Origin of the sequence: Blastococcus sp. HT6-4 (genome assembly GCF_039679125.1) — a bacterium.
Lineage (GTDB): Bacteria > Actinomycetota > Actinomycetes > Mycobacteriales > Geodermatophilaceae > Blastococcus > Blastococcus montanus.
The window spans coordinates 297,794-316,377 of the sequence record NZ_CP155551.1 but is presented as its reverse complement, the minus strand read 5'-3'; the positions used below and the strand labels follow the sequence as shown (position 1 = coordinate 316,377).

At 73.9% G+C, this 18,584-nt stretch carries 17 protein-coding genes and 1 pseudogene; 7 read left to right on the top strand and 11 right to left on the bottom strand.

Translation table 11 applies throughout. The features are described 5' to 3' along the window. Positions 1-8 precede the first annotated feature (8 nt). The 5 genes and pseudogenes from nrfD to ABDB74_RS01455 all read right to left on the bottom strand — a co-directional run bounded on the left by nrfD (position 9) and on the right by ABDB74_RS01455 (position 6,169). Positions 9-1,070 carry an NrfD/PsrC family molybdoenzyme membrane anchor subunit gene (gene nrfD / locus ABDB74_RS01475; RefSeq protein WP_346621224.1) on the bottom strand — a complete coding sequence of 354 codons (1,062 nt, stop codon included), beginning with the start codon at positions 1,068-1,070 and terminating at the stop codon, positions 9-11. A gap of 2 nt (positions 1,071-1,072) precedes the next feature. Further along, positions 1,073-2,134 carry a 4Fe-4S dicluster domain-containing protein gene (locus ABDB74_RS01470; protein WP_346621222.1) on the bottom strand — a complete coding sequence of 354 codons (1,062 nt, stop codon included), beginning with the start codon at positions 2,132-2,134 and terminating at the stop codon, positions 1,073-1,075. 136 nt (positions 2,135-2,270) lie between these two features. Beyond that, positions 2,271-5,564: pseudogene (gene fdh / locus ABDB74_RS01465) on the bottom strand (formate dehydrogenase). A gap of 58 nt (positions 5,565-5,622) precedes the next feature. Next, positions 5,623-5,883 (bottom strand): hypothetical protein, encoded by a 261-nt coding sequence (locus tag ABDB74_RS01460; RefSeq protein ID WP_346621221.1) that lies wholly within the window; start codon positions 5,881-5,883, stop codon positions 5,623-5,625. A gap of 49 nt (positions 5,884-5,932) precedes the next feature. Beyond that, positions 5,933-6,169: a hypothetical protein gene (locus tag ABDB74_RS01455; RefSeq protein ID WP_346621220.1), complete on the bottom strand. Its 237-nt coding sequence runs from the start codon at positions 6,167-6,169 to the stop codon at positions 5,933-5,935. Positions 6,170-6,422: 253 nt separating this feature from the next. Here ABDB74_RS01455 and ABDB74_RS01450 point away from each other — a divergent pair, with 253 nt between their 5' ends. The 3 genes from ABDB74_RS01450 (at position 6,423) to ABDB74_RS01440 (ending at position 10,965) form a co-directional block, all read left to right on the top strand. Further along, the gene (locus tag ABDB74_RS01450) at positions 6,423-8,999 is read left to right on the top strand and encodes a diguanylate cyclase domain-containing protein (protein ID WP_346621219.1); all 2,577 of its coding nucleotides are present in this window, start codon (positions 6,423-6,425) and stop codon (positions 8,997-8,999) included. Between the two features lie 89 nt (positions 9,000-9,088). Next, positions 9,089-10,054 carry a glucosyl-3-phosphoglycerate synthase gene (locus ABDB74_RS01445; RefSeq protein WP_346621217.1) on the top strand — a complete coding sequence of 322 codons (966 nt, stop codon included), beginning with the start codon at positions 9,089-9,091 and terminating at the stop codon, positions 10,052-10,054. A 77-nt stretch (positions 10,055-10,131) separates the two neighbouring features. Beyond that, positions 10,132-10,965, top strand: a complete 834-nt coding sequence (locus tag ABDB74_RS01440; RefSeq protein WP_346621216.1) for a glycerophosphodiester phosphodiesterase family protein — start codon at positions 10,132-10,134, stop codon at positions 10,963-10,965. A 34-nt stretch (positions 10,966-10,999) separates the two neighbouring features. On the opposite strand, the gene ABDB74_RS01435 is transcribed toward ABDB74_RS01440, so the two are convergent. Both ABDB74_RS01435 and ABDB74_RS01430 read right to left on the bottom strand, forming a co-directional pair. Continuing rightward, positions 11,000-11,665 carry an HAD family hydrolase gene (locus tag ABDB74_RS01435; RefSeq protein WP_346621215.1) on the bottom strand — a complete coding sequence of 222 codons (666 nt, stop codon included), beginning with the start codon at positions 11,663-11,665 and terminating at the stop codon, positions 11,000-11,002. 137 nt (positions 11,666-11,802) lie between these two features. Next, positions 11,803-12,918, bottom strand: a complete 1,116-nt coding sequence (locus tag ABDB74_RS01430; RefSeq protein WP_346621213.1) for an NDMA-dependent alcohol dehydrogenase — start codon at positions 12,916-12,918, stop codon at positions 11,803-11,805. Positions 12,919-13,101: 183 nt separating this feature from the next. On the opposite strand from ABDB74_RS01430, the gene ABDB74_RS01425 reads away from it, so the two are divergent. Next, positions 13,102-13,803: a helix-turn-helix domain-containing protein gene (locus tag ABDB74_RS01425; RefSeq protein WP_346621212.1), complete on the top strand. Its 702-nt coding sequence runs from the start codon at positions 13,102-13,104 to the stop codon at positions 13,801-13,803. Between the two features lie 63 nt (positions 13,804-13,866). Here the strand turns inward: ABDB74_RS01425 and ABDB74_RS01420 are convergent, their stop codons facing one another. The 4 genes from ABDB74_RS01420 to ABDB74_RS01405 form a co-directional block, all read right to left on the bottom strand. After that, a complete protein-coding gene (locus tag ABDB74_RS01420; RefSeq protein ID WP_346621210.1) occupies positions 13,867-14,478 on the bottom strand; it encodes a TetR-like C-terminal domain-containing protein in 612 nt (203 codons plus the stop codon). Positions 14,479-14,604: 126 nt separating this feature from the next. After that, the gene (locus tag ABDB74_RS01415; RefSeq protein ID WP_346621208.1) at positions 14,605-14,937 is read right to left on the bottom strand and encodes a hypothetical protein; all 333 of its coding nucleotides are present in this window, start codon (positions 14,935-14,937) and stop codon (positions 14,605-14,607) included. Positions 14,938-14,994: 57 nt separating this feature from the next. Next, complete coding sequence (locus ABDB74_RS01410; RefSeq protein WP_346621206.1) at positions 14,995-15,882, bottom strand: 1,4-dihydroxy-2-naphthoyl-CoA synthase; 888 nt, start codon at positions 15,880-15,882, stop codon at positions 14,995-14,997. Between the two features lie 10 nt (positions 15,883-15,892). Next, positions 15,893-16,375, bottom strand: coding sequence for an NUDIX domain-containing protein (locus ABDB74_RS01405; RefSeq protein WP_346621204.1), 483 nt, complete (start codon positions 16,373-16,375; stop codon positions 15,893-15,895). A gap of 155 nt (positions 16,376-16,530) precedes the next feature. Here ABDB74_RS01405 and ABDB74_RS01400 point away from each other — a divergent pair, with 155 nt between their 5' ends. The 3 genes from ABDB74_RS01400 to ABDB74_RS01390 are packed head-to-tail and all read left to right on the top strand — an operon-like array spanning position 16,531 to position 18,559. Beyond that, positions 16,531-16,989 (top strand): MaoC family dehydratase, encoded by a 459-nt coding sequence (locus ABDB74_RS01400; RefSeq protein ID WP_346621202.1) that lies wholly within the window; start codon positions 16,531-16,533, stop codon positions 16,987-16,989. 7 nt (positions 16,990-16,996) lie between these two features. Then, the gene (locus ABDB74_RS01395) at positions 16,997-17,572 is read left to right on the top strand and encodes a TIGR00730 family Rossman fold protein (protein ID WP_346621200.1); all 576 of its coding nucleotides are present in this window, start codon (positions 16,997-16,999) and stop codon (positions 17,570-17,572) included. Between the two features lie 51 nt (positions 17,573-17,623). Further along, a complete protein-coding gene (locus ABDB74_RS01390; RefSeq protein ID WP_346621198.1) occupies positions 17,624-18,559 on the top strand; it encodes an alpha/beta fold hydrolase in 936 nt (311 codons plus the stop codon). Positions 18,560-18,584 lie beyond the last annotated feature (25 nt).

Below are 18,584 nucleotides of genomic sequence, written 5' to 3'. Positions count from 1 at the left end.
TGGCCGGCTCAGCGGGTGACGGAGCGGCCCTCGCCCTCGCCGACCTGCCGGCCGGCCTCCCGGGCGGCCATGCGCTCGCGCTGGGGCACGACGGTGTACTTCGGGTCGCGGGCACTGGCCATGCCGGCGTCGAACACCCCGAAGCGGGTGAGCAGCGACCCGGCGGCCAGCAGCGTGCCCGAGGCGATCGCGCCGATCCGGGTGCGTCCCGCGACGGCGGTGAGCCCGGCGCCCACCGCGGTGCAGGTCTTCGCCGCCCGCATCAGCGTCCCGGCCCGGCCCTCGTGGTACGGCTCGCTGACGATCCCGTGGTCGTTCTCCACCTTGTGCATCGCGGCCAGCTCGACCGCCGCACCCGCGATCGCCATCTTCCGCGACGGCCCGGCCTCGGCCACCGGCGTGAAGATCATGGTCAGCCCGCCGCCCGCGGCCATGGCGGAGCCGGCGAAGACGAACGGCAGCTGCTCGTGCGGGTCGTGCCACGACGGCACCGCGGTGTTCGCCAGCAGCACCGCGGTGTAGGTGGCCATCGGCCCGCCGAACAGCGCCGACACCACCCCGCCGAACCGCTTGAGCCGCGGGAACCAGCCCAGCAGCTCCACCGCCGCCGTCGCACCGGCCGCCGCGCTGAACGGCGACAGGATGTAGGTGCCCACCGACAGCGGGGAGGTCGGCTTGAAGACCCGCAGCATGTGCAGGAACCGCTCGGGCCGGCCCAGGTCGTGGATCAGGAAGCCCACCGAGGCGATCGAGCCGCCGCCGGCCACCAGCCGGCCCACCCGGGTCAGGGCCGGCCGGTCGCTCAGATCGGCGACGGCGGCGAGGACCGCCGAGGAGCCGGCCGCGCCGCCGAGGAACAGGTACAGCGGGACGTCGGGGGTCTTCCACACCGGCGGCTTGATGATCGGCCGCCCGTAGTACGAGGTGAACTCGACGTCGTCGACCATTGCGACCTCCGCCGAGCGGCGCCGCCGGCCGCCGCCCCTGCGGTGGCGCTTCGGGGGCTTGCGCTCCCCCGGGCCGTCCGCCCGTCGCCAGCCGGCACCGGGCGTGGTGATCCCCTCGGTCATCGCTACCGCTTCCGTGAGCCGAGGACGGCCGAGACCGCCACGCCGATGATCAACGCCGCGCCCCGGGCGGCGGCCTTCCACATCGCCGGCACGTCCCGGGTGGTCACCACCGGGTCCGGCGGCAGGCCGTAGACCTCCGGCTCGTCGAGCAGCAGGAAGAACGCCCCGGCACCGCCGACGCCGTCGTTCTCGTCCCGGCCGTAGAGCCGGGCGGTCTCCACGCCCTGCTCCTTGAGCGTCGCCAGCCGCGCGTCGGCCCGGGCCTGCAGCTCGTCGAGGTCGCCGAACTGGATCGACTGGGTGGGGCAGGCGGTGGCGCAGGCCGGCGCCTTGCCGTCGGTCAGCCGGTCGTAGCACATCGTGCACTTGAAGACCCGGCCGTCGTCCTTGCGCTGGTCGATGACCCCGTACGGGCAGGCCGGCACGCAGTAGCCGCAGCCGTTGCAGATGTCCTGCTGGACGACGACGGTGCCGAACTCGGTCCGGAACAGCGCACCGGTCGGGCAGACGTCGAGGCAGCCCGCGTGCGTGCAGTGCTTGCAGACGTCGGAGCTCATCAGCCAGCGGATCTGCTTGTCCGCGCCGGTCTGGCCGGTCTGCGGGTCGAACTCGCTGAGCGCCTCGGCGTTGAGCACGCTCTGCTGCGCGTCGGCCAGGCTCGCCCCGCCGCCCGCCGCCGGAGAGGGACCGCTGCCCTGGCGGTCGTCGCCCGGGCGACCGAACGTGGGCATCGGGAGGTCGACGGTGCGGGTCTGCTCGACGAACGCCACGTGCCGCCACGAGTTGGCGCCCAGCTGACCGGTGTTGTCGTAGCTCATGCCCGACAGGCCCATGGTGTCGCGCACGCCGTGCGAGTCGTCCATCGGGAGGGTGTTCCACTCCTTGCAGGCCACCTCGCAGGCCTTGCACCCGATGCACACCGAGGTATCGGTGAAGAACCCGACCCGCGCGGGGTGCTCCTCGACGTAGCCGGCGTCCGCCGACACGTCCGGCAGCGGCCCGAACAGCCGGTTCTTCTGATCGTTCCCGGTGAGTGCCGGGCTCGCCGAGCTGATCGACGTCATGCCGTTCCCTCCCCCACGCCGTCGTCCTCCCTCACCGCAACGCGTCCTCCCCCACCGTCCACCGCGAGGGAGGAGGCGCCATGATCAGGGAACCTGATCCCCGCCGGGCGCACGGGGCGGCTGTCGGGACGGGTCGTCACGGGGTGGACCCCTCGCCGGCCGACGCCTCGACCGGATCGCGCCCGTTGACGCCCACCCGGCCCGAGGCCACCCCGGCCCGTTGCCGGTACTCCTCCACGAAGTCGATCAGCGCCGGCCCCCGGGGGCGCCGTCCGGCGACGATGTCGGCGGTGCTGACCTTGTCCTCCTGGATGTGGGTGTTCGCGTCCAGCACGATCCCCAGCAGGTCGTTGGCCGTGTCCCCGGTGGAGAGGCCGCTGTAGGACCAGTGGTACGGCATGCCGATCTGGTGCACGACCGTGCCGTCCCGCAGCCGGATCGGGCGCATCCGCTCGGTGACCAGGACCTTCGCCTCGATCGCCGTCCGGGCGCTGACCAGCGTCGCGAACTCGCCGTGGGTCAGCCCGCGGAGCGTGGCCAGCTCCGGGCTGACCTCGACGAAGAACTCCGGCTGCAGCTCCGCCAGGTACGGCAGCGTCCGGCTCATCCCGCCGGCCGTGTGGTGCTCGGTGAGCCGGTAGGTCGTCACCTGGAACGGGAAGACCTCGGAGCGCGACGGGTTCTCCCGGTTCCACGGCCCCGGGATCCGCTCGAGGGTCGGGTTGGCCTGCTGCTTGTACAGGGCGTTCTCGACGACGGACTCGGCCGGCTCGTAGTGCGTCGGCAGCGGGCCGTCGACCAGCCCGGCCGGCGCGTACAGCCAGCCCTTCCCGTCGCCCTGCATGACGAACGGGTCGGTGCCGGCGAGCGCGTCCTGCGCCCGCGCGCCGTCCGGCGGCACGTAGTCCGGCCGCTTGTGCTTCTCGAAGTCGGGCACGTCGGCGCCGGTCCACTCACCGGCGGCCTCGTCCCAGTACACGTACTTCTTGCGCTCGCTCCACGGCTTGCCGTCCGGGTCGGCGGAGGCGCGGTTGTAGAGGATCCGCCGGTTGAGCGGCCAGGCCCAGCCCCACTCGAGCGCGGCCTGCCCCTGCTCCGAGCCCGGCCTGCGCCGCCGCGCCTGGTTGACCCCGTCGGCGTAGACGCCGCAGTAGATCCAGCAGCCGCCGGTGGTCGAGCCGTCGTCCTTCATCTGCACGAAGGACGACAGCGTCTGCCCGTCGGGGCCGGTGCCGTTGATCTCGCGGAGGACGGCGTCGGCGTCCGGCTCGGCCTTCTCGCCGTGGGTCGGGTAGTCCCAGGTGAGGTCGAGCAGCGGCCGGTCGCGCGGGTCGGTGGAGTCCTTCAGCCGCTCCCGCAGGATCCGGCCGAGGTGGAAGTAGAACCAGAGGTCGCTGCGGGCCTCGTTCGGCGGCTCGACCGCCTTGTCCCGCCACTGCAGCACCCGCTGGGTCTGGGTGAAGGTGCCTTCCTTCTCCACGTGCGTGGCCGCCGGCATGAAGAAGACCTCGGTGCCGATCGAGTCCGGGGACAGCTCCCCGGTCTCGTGCTCCGGGCCCTCCTTCCAGAAGGTCGCCGACTCGATCATCTGCAGGTCGCGGACGACCAGCCAGTCGAGGTTGGCCAGCCCGAACCGGTTCATCCGGCCGTTGGGGTGCCCGACCGAGGGGTTCTCCCCGACCAGGAAGTAACCGGAGACCTTGCCCTCGATCATGTCGGCGATCGTGCGGTAGGAGCTGTGGTCGCCATCGATCTTGGGCAGGTAGTCGAACGCGAAGTCGTTCTCGGCCGTGGCGGCGTCGCCCCACCAGGCCTTGAGCAGGCTGACCATGTAGGCCCGCTTGTTGCCCCAGAAGCCGGCCTTCCCGGCGGCGTCGGCCACGTACTCCTCGAGCGTCCCGTGCTGCAGCGCGTGGGGCATCGGCAGGTAGCCGGGCAGGATGTTGTACAGCGTCGGGACGTCGGTGGAGCCCTGGATGCTGGCGTGCCCGCGCAGCGCCAGGATGCCGCCACCCGGGCGGCCGATGTTGCCCAGCAGCAGCTGCAGGATCGAGCAGGTGCGGATGTACTGCGCGCCGACGCTGTGCTGCGTCCAGCCCACCGAGTACACCCACGCCGTCGTCCGGTCGCGGTTGCTGTTCTCGGTCACCCACCGCGCGACCTGCTCGAACACCTCCGGCTCGATGCCGCAGACCTCCGAGACCATCTCCGGCGTGTAGCGGGCGAAGTGCCGCTTGAGGACCTGGAACACCGTGCGCGGGTGCTGCAGCGTCTCGTCCCGCTTCGGCTTGGCCGGGATCGGGGGGCCGCCGCTGCCGGCCGCCTGGGCGCGGTCGGACTCCTGGACGGCGGGGAGGTCGTCGGAGCGGTCCTGCTCGGCGGCCTCGGCCGGATCGTCGGCACCGGAGTGCGGCGGCTCGTCCGGCTCGTACTGCCAGCTGGTCTCGTCGTAGGTGCCGGTCTCGGGGTCGAAGCCGGAGAACAGCCCGTCGAGGTCGTCGGAGTCGACGAACTCCTCACCGACCAGGGCGGCGGCGTTCGTGTAGGCGACCACGTACTCCTTGAAGTACAGGTCGTTGCTCAGCACGTGGTTGATGAGCCCGCCGAGGAACGCGATGTCGGTGCCGATGCGCAGCGGGACGTGCAGGTCGGCGATCGCGCTGGTGCGGGTGAACCGCGGGTCGATGTGGATGACCTTCGCGCCGCGGGCCTTGGCCTCGGTGACCCACTGGAAGCCCACCGGGTGGCACTCGGCCATGTTGGAACCCTCGATGACGATGCAATCGGCGTTCGCGAGGTCCTGCTGGGTGTTCGTGGCACCGCCACGACCGAACGAGGCGCCCAGACCGGGCACCGTCGCGGAGTGCTATATGCGGGCCTGGTTCTCGATCTGGATCGCGCCCATGGCGCTGTAGAGCTTCTTCATGAGGTAGTTCTCCTCGTTGTCGAGGGTCGCCCCTCCGAGGCTCGCTATCCCCATGGTCCGGCCGAGCTTCCGGCCCTCGTCGTCGCGGTCCTGCCAGCCCTTGCGGCGGGCCTCGAGGACGCGGTCGGCGATCATCTCCATCGCCGTGTCGAGCTCGAGGTCCTCCCACTCCGTCCCGAACGGACGGCGGTACTTCACCGTGGTGACCCGGGACGGGCTGGTGACCAGCTGCTTGCTGGCGCTGCCCTTGGGGCACAGCCGGCCGCGGTTGATCGGCGAGTCCGGGTTGCCCTCGATCTGGACGATCTTCTCGTCCTTCACGTAGACGTCCTGGGCGCAGCCCACCGCGCAGAACGGGCAGACGCTCTTCACCACCCGGTCCGCGGTCGCGGTGCGGGCCACGACGGCCTCGGTCGCCTTGCTGCGCGCCGCCCTGCCGCGCCCCAGCGGGTCCGAGCCGGTCAGCTGCCGGTACACCGGCCAGCTCTCGAGCCAGGTCTTCACGCGCGTCACTCTGCCACCCGCCGCCCGACGCGGCGCGTCGACGGACCCACCATCCGGATCAGGACCGTCCGCGGGCCGGCCCACCGTCGGGTGCGTCTCCCCGGCCCGGGCGCCGCGCGGGCAGCGCGACCAGTGCCCACAGGGCCGTCACCGCCGCGGCCCACCCCGCCAGGACGAAGAGGTCGCCGGCGTGCACGCCGTGGCCACCGCCCACGGCGACCAGGACCGGACCGTCGTTCTCGTAGTCGCCGGTGATCAGGAGGAGGGCGAAGCCCGAGACGACGGCCGCGACGACCAGGGCGCACAACCGACGGACCATCCGACGACCGTAGCCAGCCGCGCCCCGGCGCCTCGCCGAGGGCGCGCCCTCAGGCCTGCTCGGTCAGGTCCGGTGCCGGGACGGGCCCCCCGGCCGCCAGCCGGGCGGCCTGCGCCCGGCGCTGCGCGGAACGGCGCAGCAGGACCTGTGCCTGGGTGGGGTCGCCGGCGCGCCGCGCCCGCTCCGCCAGCACCTCGGCGGTCTCCTGCAGCAGCACCACCCGGCGCCGCTCGTCGCCGCCCGCGCGGGTCACGGGGAGCCGGTCGGACCGCTGCCCTGAACTCATGCGCAAGATCGTGGCGTCTGCCCGGCCGCGCCGCGACCCGGCGGCGGTCCCCCGGACGGGTGACGGACCAGGCAGTTCAGCTACAGCCGCCGGTGCTCCCGACCGAGAACGAGTGCGTGACCACCGCCCCCGATCCGGGGCAGCCCGCGGCTGCGTTCCCGGCCGCGCCCATCCCAGGGCGCGCCCGGCGGCCCGGCGTACCGCCGCCGGGGTGGCCGCGAGGCACCACGGCCGGTTCCCTGGCGGTGACCTCGTGACCTGGCTGCGCGAGCTGCCCCGGCAGCTGCGCTGGACCGTGGCCCTCGGGCTCCTCGGCCTGGCGGTCACCGTCCCCTTCAGCGCCCCCGACGGCACCGGCATGCAGTGGGACGAGCTCGTGCTGGGCTGCCTCGCCACGAGCTGCGCCGTCATGGTGCTGCGCCGGGTCTCCCGGATGGAAGCGGCCGCCGCGCGCCCCTGGTGGCCTGCGGCCGCCGGGGCGCTGTGCTTCGCCGTGGCCCAGTTCCTGGCCGGCGCCTTCCCGGGCCCGGCCTTCGACGGGTTCGGGATCGACGACGTCGTCCTCGTCGTCGGCGCCAGCACCCCGCTGGTCACCTGCGCGATGCTCGCCCGCCGGGTCATCCGCACCCGGTGGAGCGCGCTCGTCGTCGACGGGGCGGTGGTGATCACCGCCATCCTGGTGATCACCGAGGTCCTGCGCACCCCGCTCCGGAACCCGGTGGGCGCACCCGAGGACCTGCGCTCGCTCGTGCTTCTCTACGGCGCCTACGCCGCCGTCATGCTCGGGGGCGCCGGCGCCCTCTGCACCGTCTCGACCGCCGCCCTGCGCCGGTCGGCGACGACGCTGCTGGTCGGTATCGCCGCGCAGTCGGTCGGTGCCGGCGCCGAGGCGATGGCCATCGTCTCCCCGGTATGGATCTGGACGGCGACCTCCGACGTCGCCGTCGCCGTCGCGCTGCTGGCGGTCGCCCTCGCCCCGTACCGCGCGCCGTTGCGCTTCACCGGACGCAGCGCCCGGGAGGCCGCGCCGCAGGTGAGCCCGGTCGGGCTGTCGCTGGTCATCGCCGCCGTCCTCGGCCTGCCGCTGGCCATCCTCTCCAGCGTCCAGCGCGGCGCACCCCTCAGCCCCGCCGCCGAGCTCGGCTGCGGCATCGTCTTCACCCTCATGGCCGCCCGCCTGGTGCTGCGCATCCGCGAGGACGGCCGCATCACCGAGGACCTCGTGCGCAGCGAGGAGGACTTCCGCGAGCTCATCGAGGCCAGCTCCGACGGCATCGCGATCATGGACGGCGAGTTCCGGCTGCTCTTCACCTCCCCCGCGGCGCGCAGGCTGCTGGGCATCGGCAGCGAGCCGCAGCAGGCCGTCTCGCTGCTGGACCTCGTCGTCGCGGACGACCGCGAGACCGTCCGGCAGGCCACCCGCGACCACGCCGCCGGCGAGGGCCCGCCCCTGCACTTCCGCGTGCCCGTCGCCGCGGGCCACACCCGCGACCTGGAGGTGACCTCCTCGGAGCGGCCCGGCAGCGCCCGGCGGGTCCTGTACCTCCGCGACGTCACCACCCGCCGCCGTCGCGAGCGCGAGCTCGAACGGATGGCCTACACCGACCACCTCACCGGCCTGGCCAACCGCGCCATGCTGTTCCGGGAGCTGGCCGCGCCCGCGTCCGAGGACCGCTGCCTGCTGGTCATCGACCTCGACGGGTTCAAGGCCGTCAACGACATCGCGGGACACGAGACCGGTGACCAGCTGCTCGTGGACGTCGCCCGCCGGCTGCGCACCGTCGTCCGCGAGGACGACCTGGTCGCCCGGCTCGGCGGTGACGAGTTCGCCGTCCTGGTCACCGGCGAGCTGGCCGACGGCGAGGACGTCGCCCAGCGGGTCGTCGATGTCATGGCCATGCCCTTCCGCTCCAGCAACGTCACCTTCGCCACCGGCGCCAGCGTCGGTGCCGCCGCCCTCACCGCCGCCGGCGGGCAGGCCGCCTTCCGCGCGGCCGACACCGCGCTGCGCGCCGCCAAGCAGGCCGGCAAGGGCTGCGTGCGGCTGGCTGACGACGACGAGCCGGCCGCGGTCGAGATCAACGACGAGTTCCACCACGTGGTCGCCGAGGGCGAGTTCACCGTGCGCATGGACGCCGGTTGCGGGCCGGACGGCCGGATCGAGCACGTGCACGCCCTCCCGACCTGGTCCCACCCGCTGCACGACACCGTGCGCGGGCTGGAGCTGTGGGGCTACGCCGAGCGCCAGGGCCGCAGCGCCGAGCTGCAGACGTGGCTGCTGCACGAGGCCTGCCGGATGGCCGCCGGGCTGCCCGACGACCGGATCTGCGTGGCGGTCAGCCTGCCCGCCGGCTTCGTGACCGCCGAGGGGCTGGCCACCACGGTCGCCGGCGCCCTCGCCGCCTCCGGCCTGCCCCCCGGGCGGCTGGTCCTCTCCTTCACCGAGGAGACGCTGATGATCTCCTCGGCCGCGCTGATCCCGGAGCTCGAGGCCGTGCGGCGCACCGGCGTGAAGCTGTGCCTGGACAACTACGGCATGGGCCACAGCCTCTTCGCGCTGCTCGCCCGCATCGCCCTGGACCTGGTCCGGGTCGACCTCACCGCCCTGTCCGGCCGGGACGACCCCGAGCGGGCGCTGCAGGTGCTCAGCGCCATCGCCCGCACCACGAGGGGGTTCGGCCTGACCTCGATCGCCGGTGGCACCAGCACCCCCGAGCTGCGGGACGCGGTGTTCGCCGCGGGCGCCCACCTGGCCCACGGCCGGGCCCTCCCCCACGACCTCACCGCCGAGGACCTCGCCGGGCTGCTCTGCTCGGTCCCCACTGCCTGACCGCGCCCGCCGGGAACACCTCCGTGACGAGCCGGTGAACAGCGGTGCCCGGCCTGGCGCGGGCGGCCGGCCTGGCCGACAGTGAGGCGGTGAGACCCGACGCCCGCGCCTGGTTCGAGCAGCGCACCACCACGGCCCGCTCCCTGGCCGCGATCGACGCCGCCGCCCTCCTGGACGCCAAGCGCCGCGGTGGCCACCGGATCAGCGTCGTCCTGCCGGCCCGCAACGAGGAGTCCACCGTCGGCGGCCTCGTCGCCGACGTGCGCGACCGCTGGGTGCGCGGCGTCCCACTGGTCGACGAGCTCGTCGTCGTCGACTCCGACAGCACCGACGCGACCGCCGCCGTCGCCCGCGCGGCCGGCGCGGAGGTGGTCGCGACCACCGAGGTGCTGCCCGGGGTCGGCACCCGTCGCGGCAAGGGCGAGGCGCTGTGGAAGTCGCTGGCCGCGACGACCGGCGACCTCGTCGTCTTCCTCGACGCCGACCTGCTCGGCGACGTCGGCCACTACGTACCCGGGCTGCTCGGCCCGCTGCTCACCGACCCGCAGGTGCACTACGTGAAGGGTTGCTACACCCGCCCGCTGGAGGTCGGCGGCGCCGTGGTGCCCGCAGGCGGGGGCCGGGTGACCGAGCTGACCGCCCGCCCGCTGCTGAACGCGCTGTGGCCCGAGCTCGCCGGCTTCGTGCAACCCCTCGGCGGCGAGTACGCCGGACGGCGGTCGGCGCTGGAGCGGGTGTCCTTCGTCTCCTCCTACGGCGTCGAGGTGGGCCTGCTTGTCGACCTGCTGCGGCAGGGCGGTCTCGGCTCGCTGGCCCAGGTCGATCTCGGCGAGCGCCGGCACACGTCGCAGAGCGTCGAGGCGCTGGGCGAGATGGCCGGGCAGGTGGTGGCCACCGTGCTGGCGCGGGCGGCCTGCGCGCGGCAGCCGAGCGGGCTGCTCACCCAGTTCCGGCAGGACGGCGCGGGGTTCGTGCCGCGCAGCAGCGCCGTCGCCGTCGACGAGCGGCCGCCGATGGTGACCGTCCCGGAGTACCGCGCCCGGCTGGCGGTCTAGCGACCCGTCGCGTTCTCCGTGCCGGGCAGGGATGATCTCCGGGTGCCGACTGGTCCTGCGCCGCGCCCTCCCCGGACGTGACCGCTCCCGAGGTCGTCGCCCACCGCGGAGCCACCGCCGAGGCACCGGAGCACACCCTCGCCGCCTACCGGCACGCCACGGTCGTCGGCGCCGACGCGGTCGAGTGCGACGTCCGCATGACCCGCGACGGCGTCCTGGTCTGCGTGCACGACCGCAGGGTCAGGCATACCTCCGACGGCCGCGGCGTCGTCTCGGCGCTGCGCCTCCAGGAGCTGGAGGAGTTCCGGTTCGGCGCCCGGCGCCGAGCCCGTCGCTGGCGGGACGACGAGATCACCGCAGTCACCGACGAGCCCGATATCGAGGACGGCCGCGTGCTCACCCTCGACCGGCTGCTCGAGTACGCGACCTCGACGCCCGGCAGCGTCCGGCTGGCCATCGAGACCAAGCACCCGACCCGGCACACCGGGCGCGTCGAGGAGGCGCTGGTGCGCTCGCTGCGCCACTACGGCCTGGTCCAGGGCGACCGGGCCGCCCAGTGGGCCGGCCGGCCGGCGGTCCGGGTGATGAGCTTCTCCCAGCTGGCAGTGCGCCGGGTCTCCGCACTGGCGCCGGGAGTGCCGACCGTGCAGCTCATCGGCAAGCGGCTGCGGCCGGTGCGCACCGACCTGCTGGCGGGCTCGATGAGCGCCGTCGGCCCCGGGGTGTTCCTGCTGCGGGCCGACCCGGGCTACGTGGCGCAGGCGCACGCGGCCGGCAAGGAGGTGCACGTCTGGACGGCGAACTCCCCCGCGGACATCGACTACCTGATCGGCCTGGGCGTCGACGCCCTCATCACCGACCGCCCCGACGAGGCCCTCCGCCGGCTCGGCCGCTACCCGCACACGGGGTAGCTCGCCCACCGGGGAGCCCGCCTCCGCCGCCGGGTCAGGAGAGGTCGGTCGTGTCCAGGACGGCCATGATGTCGCCTGGCGTGTCGCAGATGGCGACCGCCCCGGCGTCGCGCAGCTCGTCGTCACCGAACCCGCCCGACCGGACGACGATCGCCGGCATCCCGGCGTTCTTCGCGGCCTCGACGTCGAACACCGAGTCGCCGATGACCACGCTGGGCGTGTCTGCGGCCGCGCCCAGCTTCTCCAGCGCCACCTGCAGCAGGTCGGGCGCCGGCTTGCTCGACTCGACGTCGTCGCTGGTGGTCCACGCCTCGGCCAGGTCCCGGACGGCGAGCAGGTCGAGGAAGTGGTCGACGTGCTTCGCCTTGCCCGAGCTGGCCAGGACCACCCGGTGGCCCCGCTCCCGGAGCGCCGCCACCAGGTCGCGGGCGCCCGGCAGCGGCGCGATCTCGTCGATCAGCCGGTCGAACTCCTCGCTCCAGCGGTCCCGGGCCTGCTGACCGATGCGCTGCTCGGTGTCCTCCCCGCCGAGGGCCGCCGGCAGCCGGTCGCCGCCCATGCCGATCAGCCGGTGGATCCGCCACACCGGGTACGTCTCCCCCAGCGACCGGAACGCCCGGTACCAGGCGAGCGCGTGCTGGTAGTTCGTGTCGACCAGGGTGCCGTCGACGTCGAGGACGGCGATGCGGGGCTCACTCATCTCCCCGGGCTGCCCACCGGACCGGGGCGCCAACCCCGCCCCCGCCCCTCGCCCCGCGCAGGCATAGGAGGCTATGCCTACGGTTTCCGTCGCGATTCCGTAGGCATAGCCTCCTATGCCCGGGTGGTCGGGCGGGGTCAGCGGGAGTGGTCGAGGAGGCCGCGGACGGTCACGCCGGCGGCCTGGTCCCGGTAGCCCTGGTTGACCTCGTCGAGCGAGTAGCGGCGGGTGATCAGCCGGTCGAGCTCCAGCCGGCCCTCCTCGTGCAGCCGCAGCAGCGCCGGGATGTCGCGGAAGGGGTTGCACGACCCGAACAGCGAGCCCTGGATGCGGTGCTCGAACACCGTCGCCAGCTGCCCGTTCAGCGAGACGTCGCCCTCACCGGGCCGGTCGGCCAGCGCCGTGAGCACCAGCGTGCCCGCCTTGCCCAGGCACGCCGCGGCACCGGCGTACACCTCCGCGGACATCTTGCCGACGGTGACGACGACGACGTCGGCGCCGGTGCCCCGCGACAGCTGCCGGGCGAGCCCGACGGCCTCGCCGGAGTCGGCGACCGTGTGCGTGGCGCCCAGCGACTCGGCGAACTCCCGCTTCATCGCCACCGGGTCGACGCCGATCACGTGCAGCGCGCCGGCGTGCACCGCACCCTGCACGGCGTTGACACCGACGCCGCCCAGGCCGACGACGACAACCGTGTCACCGGGGTGCACGTCTCCGGAGTAGACCGCCGACCCCCAGCCCGTGGGCACGCTGCACGCCACCAGGGCGGCGGTGTCGAGCGGGACGTGCGGCTCGATCCGCACGCAGGAGAACTCGCTGAGCAGGGTGTGCCGGGCGAAGGCGCCGACCATGCAGAACCCGCCGAGCGGCTCGCCGTCCAGCCGGAACGGGAACGTCCCGCTGGGCAGCTGGCCGCTGGCGATCGTGGCGCCCTTGTCGCACAGGTTGGACTTGCCGCGCGCGCAGAACCGGCAGTGCCCGCAGGCGGGGAGGAAACTGGTGACGACGTGGTCGCCGGGGGCGACGCCGGTCACCCCGGGGCCCACCGCCTGGACGACGCCGGAGCCCTCGTGCCCGCCGACGATCGGGTACCGCCCGCCGGGGTTGGAGTGCCGCAGGTGCTCGTCGGAGTGGCAGAGACCCGCGTAGGCCATCTCGACCAGCACCTCGCCGGGGCCGGGGTCGAGGACCTCCAGCTCGACGATCTCGTACTCGGTCTCCGGCTCGCGCAGCACCGCAGCTCTCGTCCGCACCGGCGGCTCCTCCTCGGTTCGTCGGGCATCACCGAACCCCGTGCCCGTGATCACCCGGCGCCATGGTGCCTGGTGGCCGCGAGGACTTCCCGCGCAGGCCCCCCACGCGCGGATCCGCGCCACGACATACCGGGCGGCCGGTACTCCCCCGAAAGAGCACGTCAGGTGCCTAAGCTCCCTGCTGTGGGTGAGCTTAGTGACCGCCGGGCCCGGAAGAAGGCCCAGACGCGTGAGCACGTCCGCGCGGTGGCCCACCGGATGTTCGCCGCGAGCGGTTTCGACGCCGTGACCATCGCCGACATCGCCCGCGAGGCCGACGTCGCCGTGCAGACGGTGTTCAACCACTTCTCCACCAAGGAGGAGCTGTTTTTCGACGGGCGCATCCCGTCGCCCCACGGTCCGGCCGACGCGGTCCGGAACCGGCCGCCGGGCGTGACGCCGCTGGTCGCGCTCTCCGACCACCTCGCCGGGGGCGCCGCGTACTTCGTGGGCCTCCACCTGACGCCCGAGGGGCGCGCGTTCGCCGACGCGGTGCGCAGCAGCCCGACCCTCGCCGCCTTCGAGCAGCGGGTCCTGTTCGACGCCGAACGGCAGCTGGCGGCCGCGCTGGCCGAGGCGTGGGAGACCGATCCCGAGCCGGGACTGGCCACCTCGCCGGTGCTGTTCTGCCCGCGGGTGGCCGCTCCCCTGGCCGCGGCCCTGTGGCTCGCGGTGTCGCGCGTGGTCGTGGTCGAGCAGCGGCTGGTCGTGGACGACGCCGAGGACCGCGAGGGGGCCGCGGCGGCGGTGCGGACGCTGGCCGACGGGCTGCTGAGCGGTCTCTACGCCCAGCTCGGCCTGGAGCCGCCGGCGAACGTCGCGCCCCTGGGACGCCGCGCCGGCTGATCCGGTCCGCACCCGCCCCGGCCCGACGAGGGATCCGCGGGGGCGGACGCGTACGTCGGGGCCTCAGACCCCCGCTGTCTCGCGGGGCCGAACGGCCCGGGCCGGCTCCACCACGGGCAGCAGCACGTCGTCGACCACCCGCTCCGCCTGCTCCGGCGACATCGCGCCGTCGCCGGCCGCCGTGAACCGCTGCCACCAGAAGGCCTCGAGCACGGCACCGAGCAGCGCCAGCCGCGATGCGTCCGGCCGCTCCCCCCGCGCCGCCGCCCGGTTGCCGATCTCGACCACCGCCGCAGCCAGGGGGCGCACCAGTGCGGCGTCGAGGCCGGCGCGCAGCTCGTCCTCGTACCGCGCGGCGCCCACCAGGCTGGCCGCGGCTCGTTCCTCGCGGCCCAGCGGCCGCGTCCAGCAGTCGACGAGGCCGAGGAGGTCGGCGCGCAGCGAGCCGCCGTCCTCCGGGACGGGGACCAGGGAGAACCGCGAGACGGCCGACCGGGCCAGCGCCGCCATCGTGGGCCACCGCCGGTAGATGCCCGCCTTGCCGGCGCGGGCCCGAGCGGCGATGCGGTCGCTGTTGAGCCGTCCCCACCCTTCGTCGGCCAGGATGTCGACGGCCACGGCGAGCAGCTGCTCGGACAGTTCCGCGCTGAGCGGACGGCCCGGCGTGCCGGTCATGACGCCGTTCCGTTCCGGCTGGTCGTATGCACGGAGCACATCCTGGCTGGTCGAAGGGGCGATCACAATGATCTTCGGCCTTCCAGTACGAGCTGGTCCGCCAATCTTCCGCCGCCGCCCCGGCGATCAGGCGCTGGCGGCGCTCTCCACGTCGACCTGGAGGTTCGCGCCGTCGTCGGACAGCCGGCCACCGCTCCGGGCGTGGACGATCATCCGGTCCCACTGCGCCGACCAGTCGGGGGCCGTCGCCCGCGGCTCGGCGGCGGCCCGCAGCGCGGCGACGTCGAGGACGGCGGTCTCCGCGTCCTGCAGCCGGCCAAGCCCCGAGCTCTCCAGCGACCGGGCGGCCTCCTCGTCGGTGACCGCCCCCAGGGCCAGGTAGAGCGCGCTCAGGTCGTCGACGTCCACCACCCGGGCCTCGGGACGCTCGTCGGTGCCCGTCACCACCTCGACGATCACATCGGCCTCCTCGCCGTCATCTCGTGCTCCTGAGGGCAGTAATGGCCACTTCTGCCCTCAGACATGCCAAGGGAACCGGGTGAAGTCCGGATCGCGCTTCTCGAGGAAGGCATCGCGGCCCTCGACGGCCTCCTCGGCCATGTAGGCCAGGCGGGTGGTCTCACCGGCGAACAGCTGCTGGCCGACCAGGCCGTCGTCGATCAGGTTGAACGAGTACTTGAGCATCCGCTGCGCGGTCGGGCTCTTGGCGACGATCTTCCGGCCCCAGTCCAGCGCCGTCGCCTCGAGCTCGGCGTGGGGGACGACGCGGTTCACCATGCCCATCGCGTGGGCGTCGGCCGCCGTGTACTCCTCGCCCAGGAAGAAGATCTCGCGGGCGAACTTCTGCCCCACCTGGCGGGCCAGGTAGGCCGAGCCGAAGCCGCCGTCGAAGCTGCCGACGTCGGCGTCGGTCTGCTTGAACCGGGCGTGCTCGGCGCTGGCCAGGGTCAGGTCGGAGACCACGTGCAGGCTGTGCCCGCCCCCGGCGGCCCACCCGGGGACGACGCAGATGACGACCTTGGGCATGAAGCGGATCAGCCGCTGCGCCTCGAGGATGTGCAACCGGCCGCTGCTGCCCTGGCTGTGCTCGTAGCCGTACCTCCCGCGCACCCGCTGGTCACCGCCGGAGCAGAACGCCCAGCCGCCGTCCTTCGGGCTGGGCCCGTTGCCGGTGAGGAGCACGCACCCGACGTCGGTGGACAGCCGGGCGTGCTCCAGCGCGGTGATCAGCTCGTCGACGCTCTGCGGGCGGAAGGCGTTGCGCACCTCGGGCCGGTCGAACGCGATCCGGACGACGCCCGCGTCGACGGCCCGGTGGTAGGTGATGTCGGCGAAGTCGAAGCCCTCCACCGGGTGCCAGGCGGAGCTGTCGAAGATCTCGGAGACGTCGTCGCGCGCGCTCATGGAGCCGAACCTAGCCCGCGGCGCCGGCTCCCCGGAGAAGAGGCCGCAACCGGTCCAGCGAGGCGGCGAGCCCCGGATGCAGCGGCACCGCGTCGATCGCCGCCAGCGACACCCACGCCACGCCGTCGCTCTCGCCGTCGAGACGGAGGTCGCCTGCCTCGATGGAACGGGCCGGGCGCGCCAGCACGGTCGTGTACGCCCATCCCCCGTGGTCGTCGACCGACCGCGCGCCGAGCACGAGGTCGCCGGCGGCGAGCCCGAGCTCCTCCCCGACCTCCCGGAGCGCCCCGATCTCCGGCGGCTCCCCCCGGTGCAGCGCGCCGCCCGGCGTCCCCCAGGTGCCGCCGTGGTGCGACCACCACGCGCGGTGCTGCAGCAGGAGCTCGGGACCGTCGGGGCCGTCGCGGTGGATCAGCAGGCCCGCCGCACCGGCCTTCCCCCAGTGGCGGTGCCCCTGGCTGCAGGCGGTCCAGCCGTCGGTCGAGGCGAACACGCCCGCCAGTCAACCCGGTGCGGCGCCGACCGCGCGAGGCCAGGAGGTGTTCTGCGGGAAGTCCGGCTCTGCCCACGAGGGGTGGGCAGGGTCCGACGTCGCGCGGGACTAGGTTGCGGGGAAGCATCCGCACGTCCGACGGAGGAATGGCGCGCATGAGCACCACCACGACCATGGCCGAGGTCCCCGGGCTCGTCGGCACCGAGCTCGGCAGCAGCGAGTGGCACGAGGTCACCCAGGAGCACGTGAACCTCTTCGCCGACGCGACCGGTGACCACCAGTGGATCCACGTCGACGTCGAGCGCGCCAAGGCCGAGAGCCCGTTCGGCGGCCCGATCGCCCACGGCTACCTGACCCTGTCGCTGCTGGCCTCGCTCTCGTCGCAGGTCCTCGTGGTGACCGACACGGTGATGGGCGTCAACTACGGCCTGAACAAGGTGCGCTTCCCCTCGCCGGTGCCGGTGGGCTCCCGGGTGCGGCTCACCGCGAGCCTGACGTCGGTCGAGGAGGTGGCCGGGGGCCTGCAGCTGACGCTGGCCGCCGTCATCGAACGCGAGGGCGGCGACAAGCCGGTGTGCATCGCCGAGCCGGTCTACCGCTACTACCGCGGCTGATCCGCCGGTGCGGATCGCCGTCTTCACCGGCTCGCACGCCGGCCCGCCGGCCCACGCCGACGCCGCGGCCGACTTCGCCGCCGGGCTGGCGAAGGCCGGCGTCGGCATCGTCTACGGGGGCGGGCACGTCGGCATGATGGGCGTCGTCGCCGATGCCGCCCTGGCCGCGGGTGGCGAGGTGGTCGGGGTCATCCCGCAGCACCTGGTCGACGACGAGCTCGCCCACCCCGGCCTCCCGCGGCTGGAGGTCGTGCACTCGATGCACGAGCGCAAGGCGCGGATGGCCGAGCTCGCCGACGCCTTCGTCGCCCTGCCCGGTGCGGCAGGCACCCTCGAGGAGCTGTTCGAGGCCTGGACGTGGGGCATGCTCGGGCTGCACGCCAAGCCGACCGCGCTGCTCGACATCGACGGGTTCTGGCAGCCGCTGGTGGCCCAGCTGCGGCGCATGGTCGACGACGGCTACCTCGACGGCCGGCGGCTCGACGCGCTGGGCGTGGTCACCGACGCCGACGGCCTGCTCCGGTTCGTCGAGGGCTACGTGCACCCGCCGCGGAAGTGGTCCGCCCCGCCGTCGTCCTCCTGAGCGACGGGGCTCGGTAACTCACGCGCAACAGCGAAGTGGTCCACTGGGGAGGTGCCGGTCGAGCAGGTCCGCGAGACGCGCGTCGTCCACGGGCACCGGCGCGCCTTCATCCGGGCCGGGAGCGGGCCGGCGGTGCTCCTGCTGCACGGGATCGGGAACAACTGCCAGACCTGGGCGGGCGTCATCGACGGGCTGGCGCAGTCGCACACGGTGATCGCGCCGGACCTGCTGGGGCACGGGGAGTCCGACAAGCCGCGCGGCGACTACTCGCTCGCCGCCTACGCCAACGGCATGCGCGACCTGCTGACGGTCCTCGACATCGAACGGGCGACCGTCGTCGGGCACTCGCTGGGCGGGGGCATCGCCCTGCAGTTCGCCTACCAGTTCCCCGAACGCTGCCAGCGCCTGGCGCTGGTGGGCAGCGGTGGGCTGGGCCCCGAGCTCTCGGCCGGGCTGCGGGCCGCGACCCTGCCGGGCGCGGAACTGGTGCTCGGCGCCCTGGCCGGCGTCTCGGGCCCGCTGCGCCTGGGCATGCGGGCGGTCGACCTGCTCGGCGGCCTCGTGGGGCTGTGCCAGGTCCGTGACCTCGCCGAGGCCGGGGACGCCCTGCTAGGCCTCCGGGACGCCGAGGCGCGGCGAGCGTTCCTGCGGACGCTGCGCGGCGTCGTCGACTCGCGCGGCCAGGCGGTGACCGCCCTCGACCGCCTCTACCTGGCCGACGCGATCCCGATGCTGGTCGTCTGGGGCGACCGGGACCCGATCGTGCCGTCGGTGCACGCCGAGACGGTCGCGACCCTGGTGCCCAGCGCCCGGGTCGAGATCTTCGCCGGAGCGGGGCACTGGCCGCACCTGGACCAGCCCGAACGGTTCTGCGAGGTGCTGCTCGACTTCATCGCCGGGACCGAGCCGGCGGCGCACGACCTGGACAGCTGGCGGGCGCTGCTCGCCCAGAACTGGGACGGCGTCCCCCGGCCCGTCGCGCGGTGACGGCCCGCGCTGCCTAGCGTCGAGC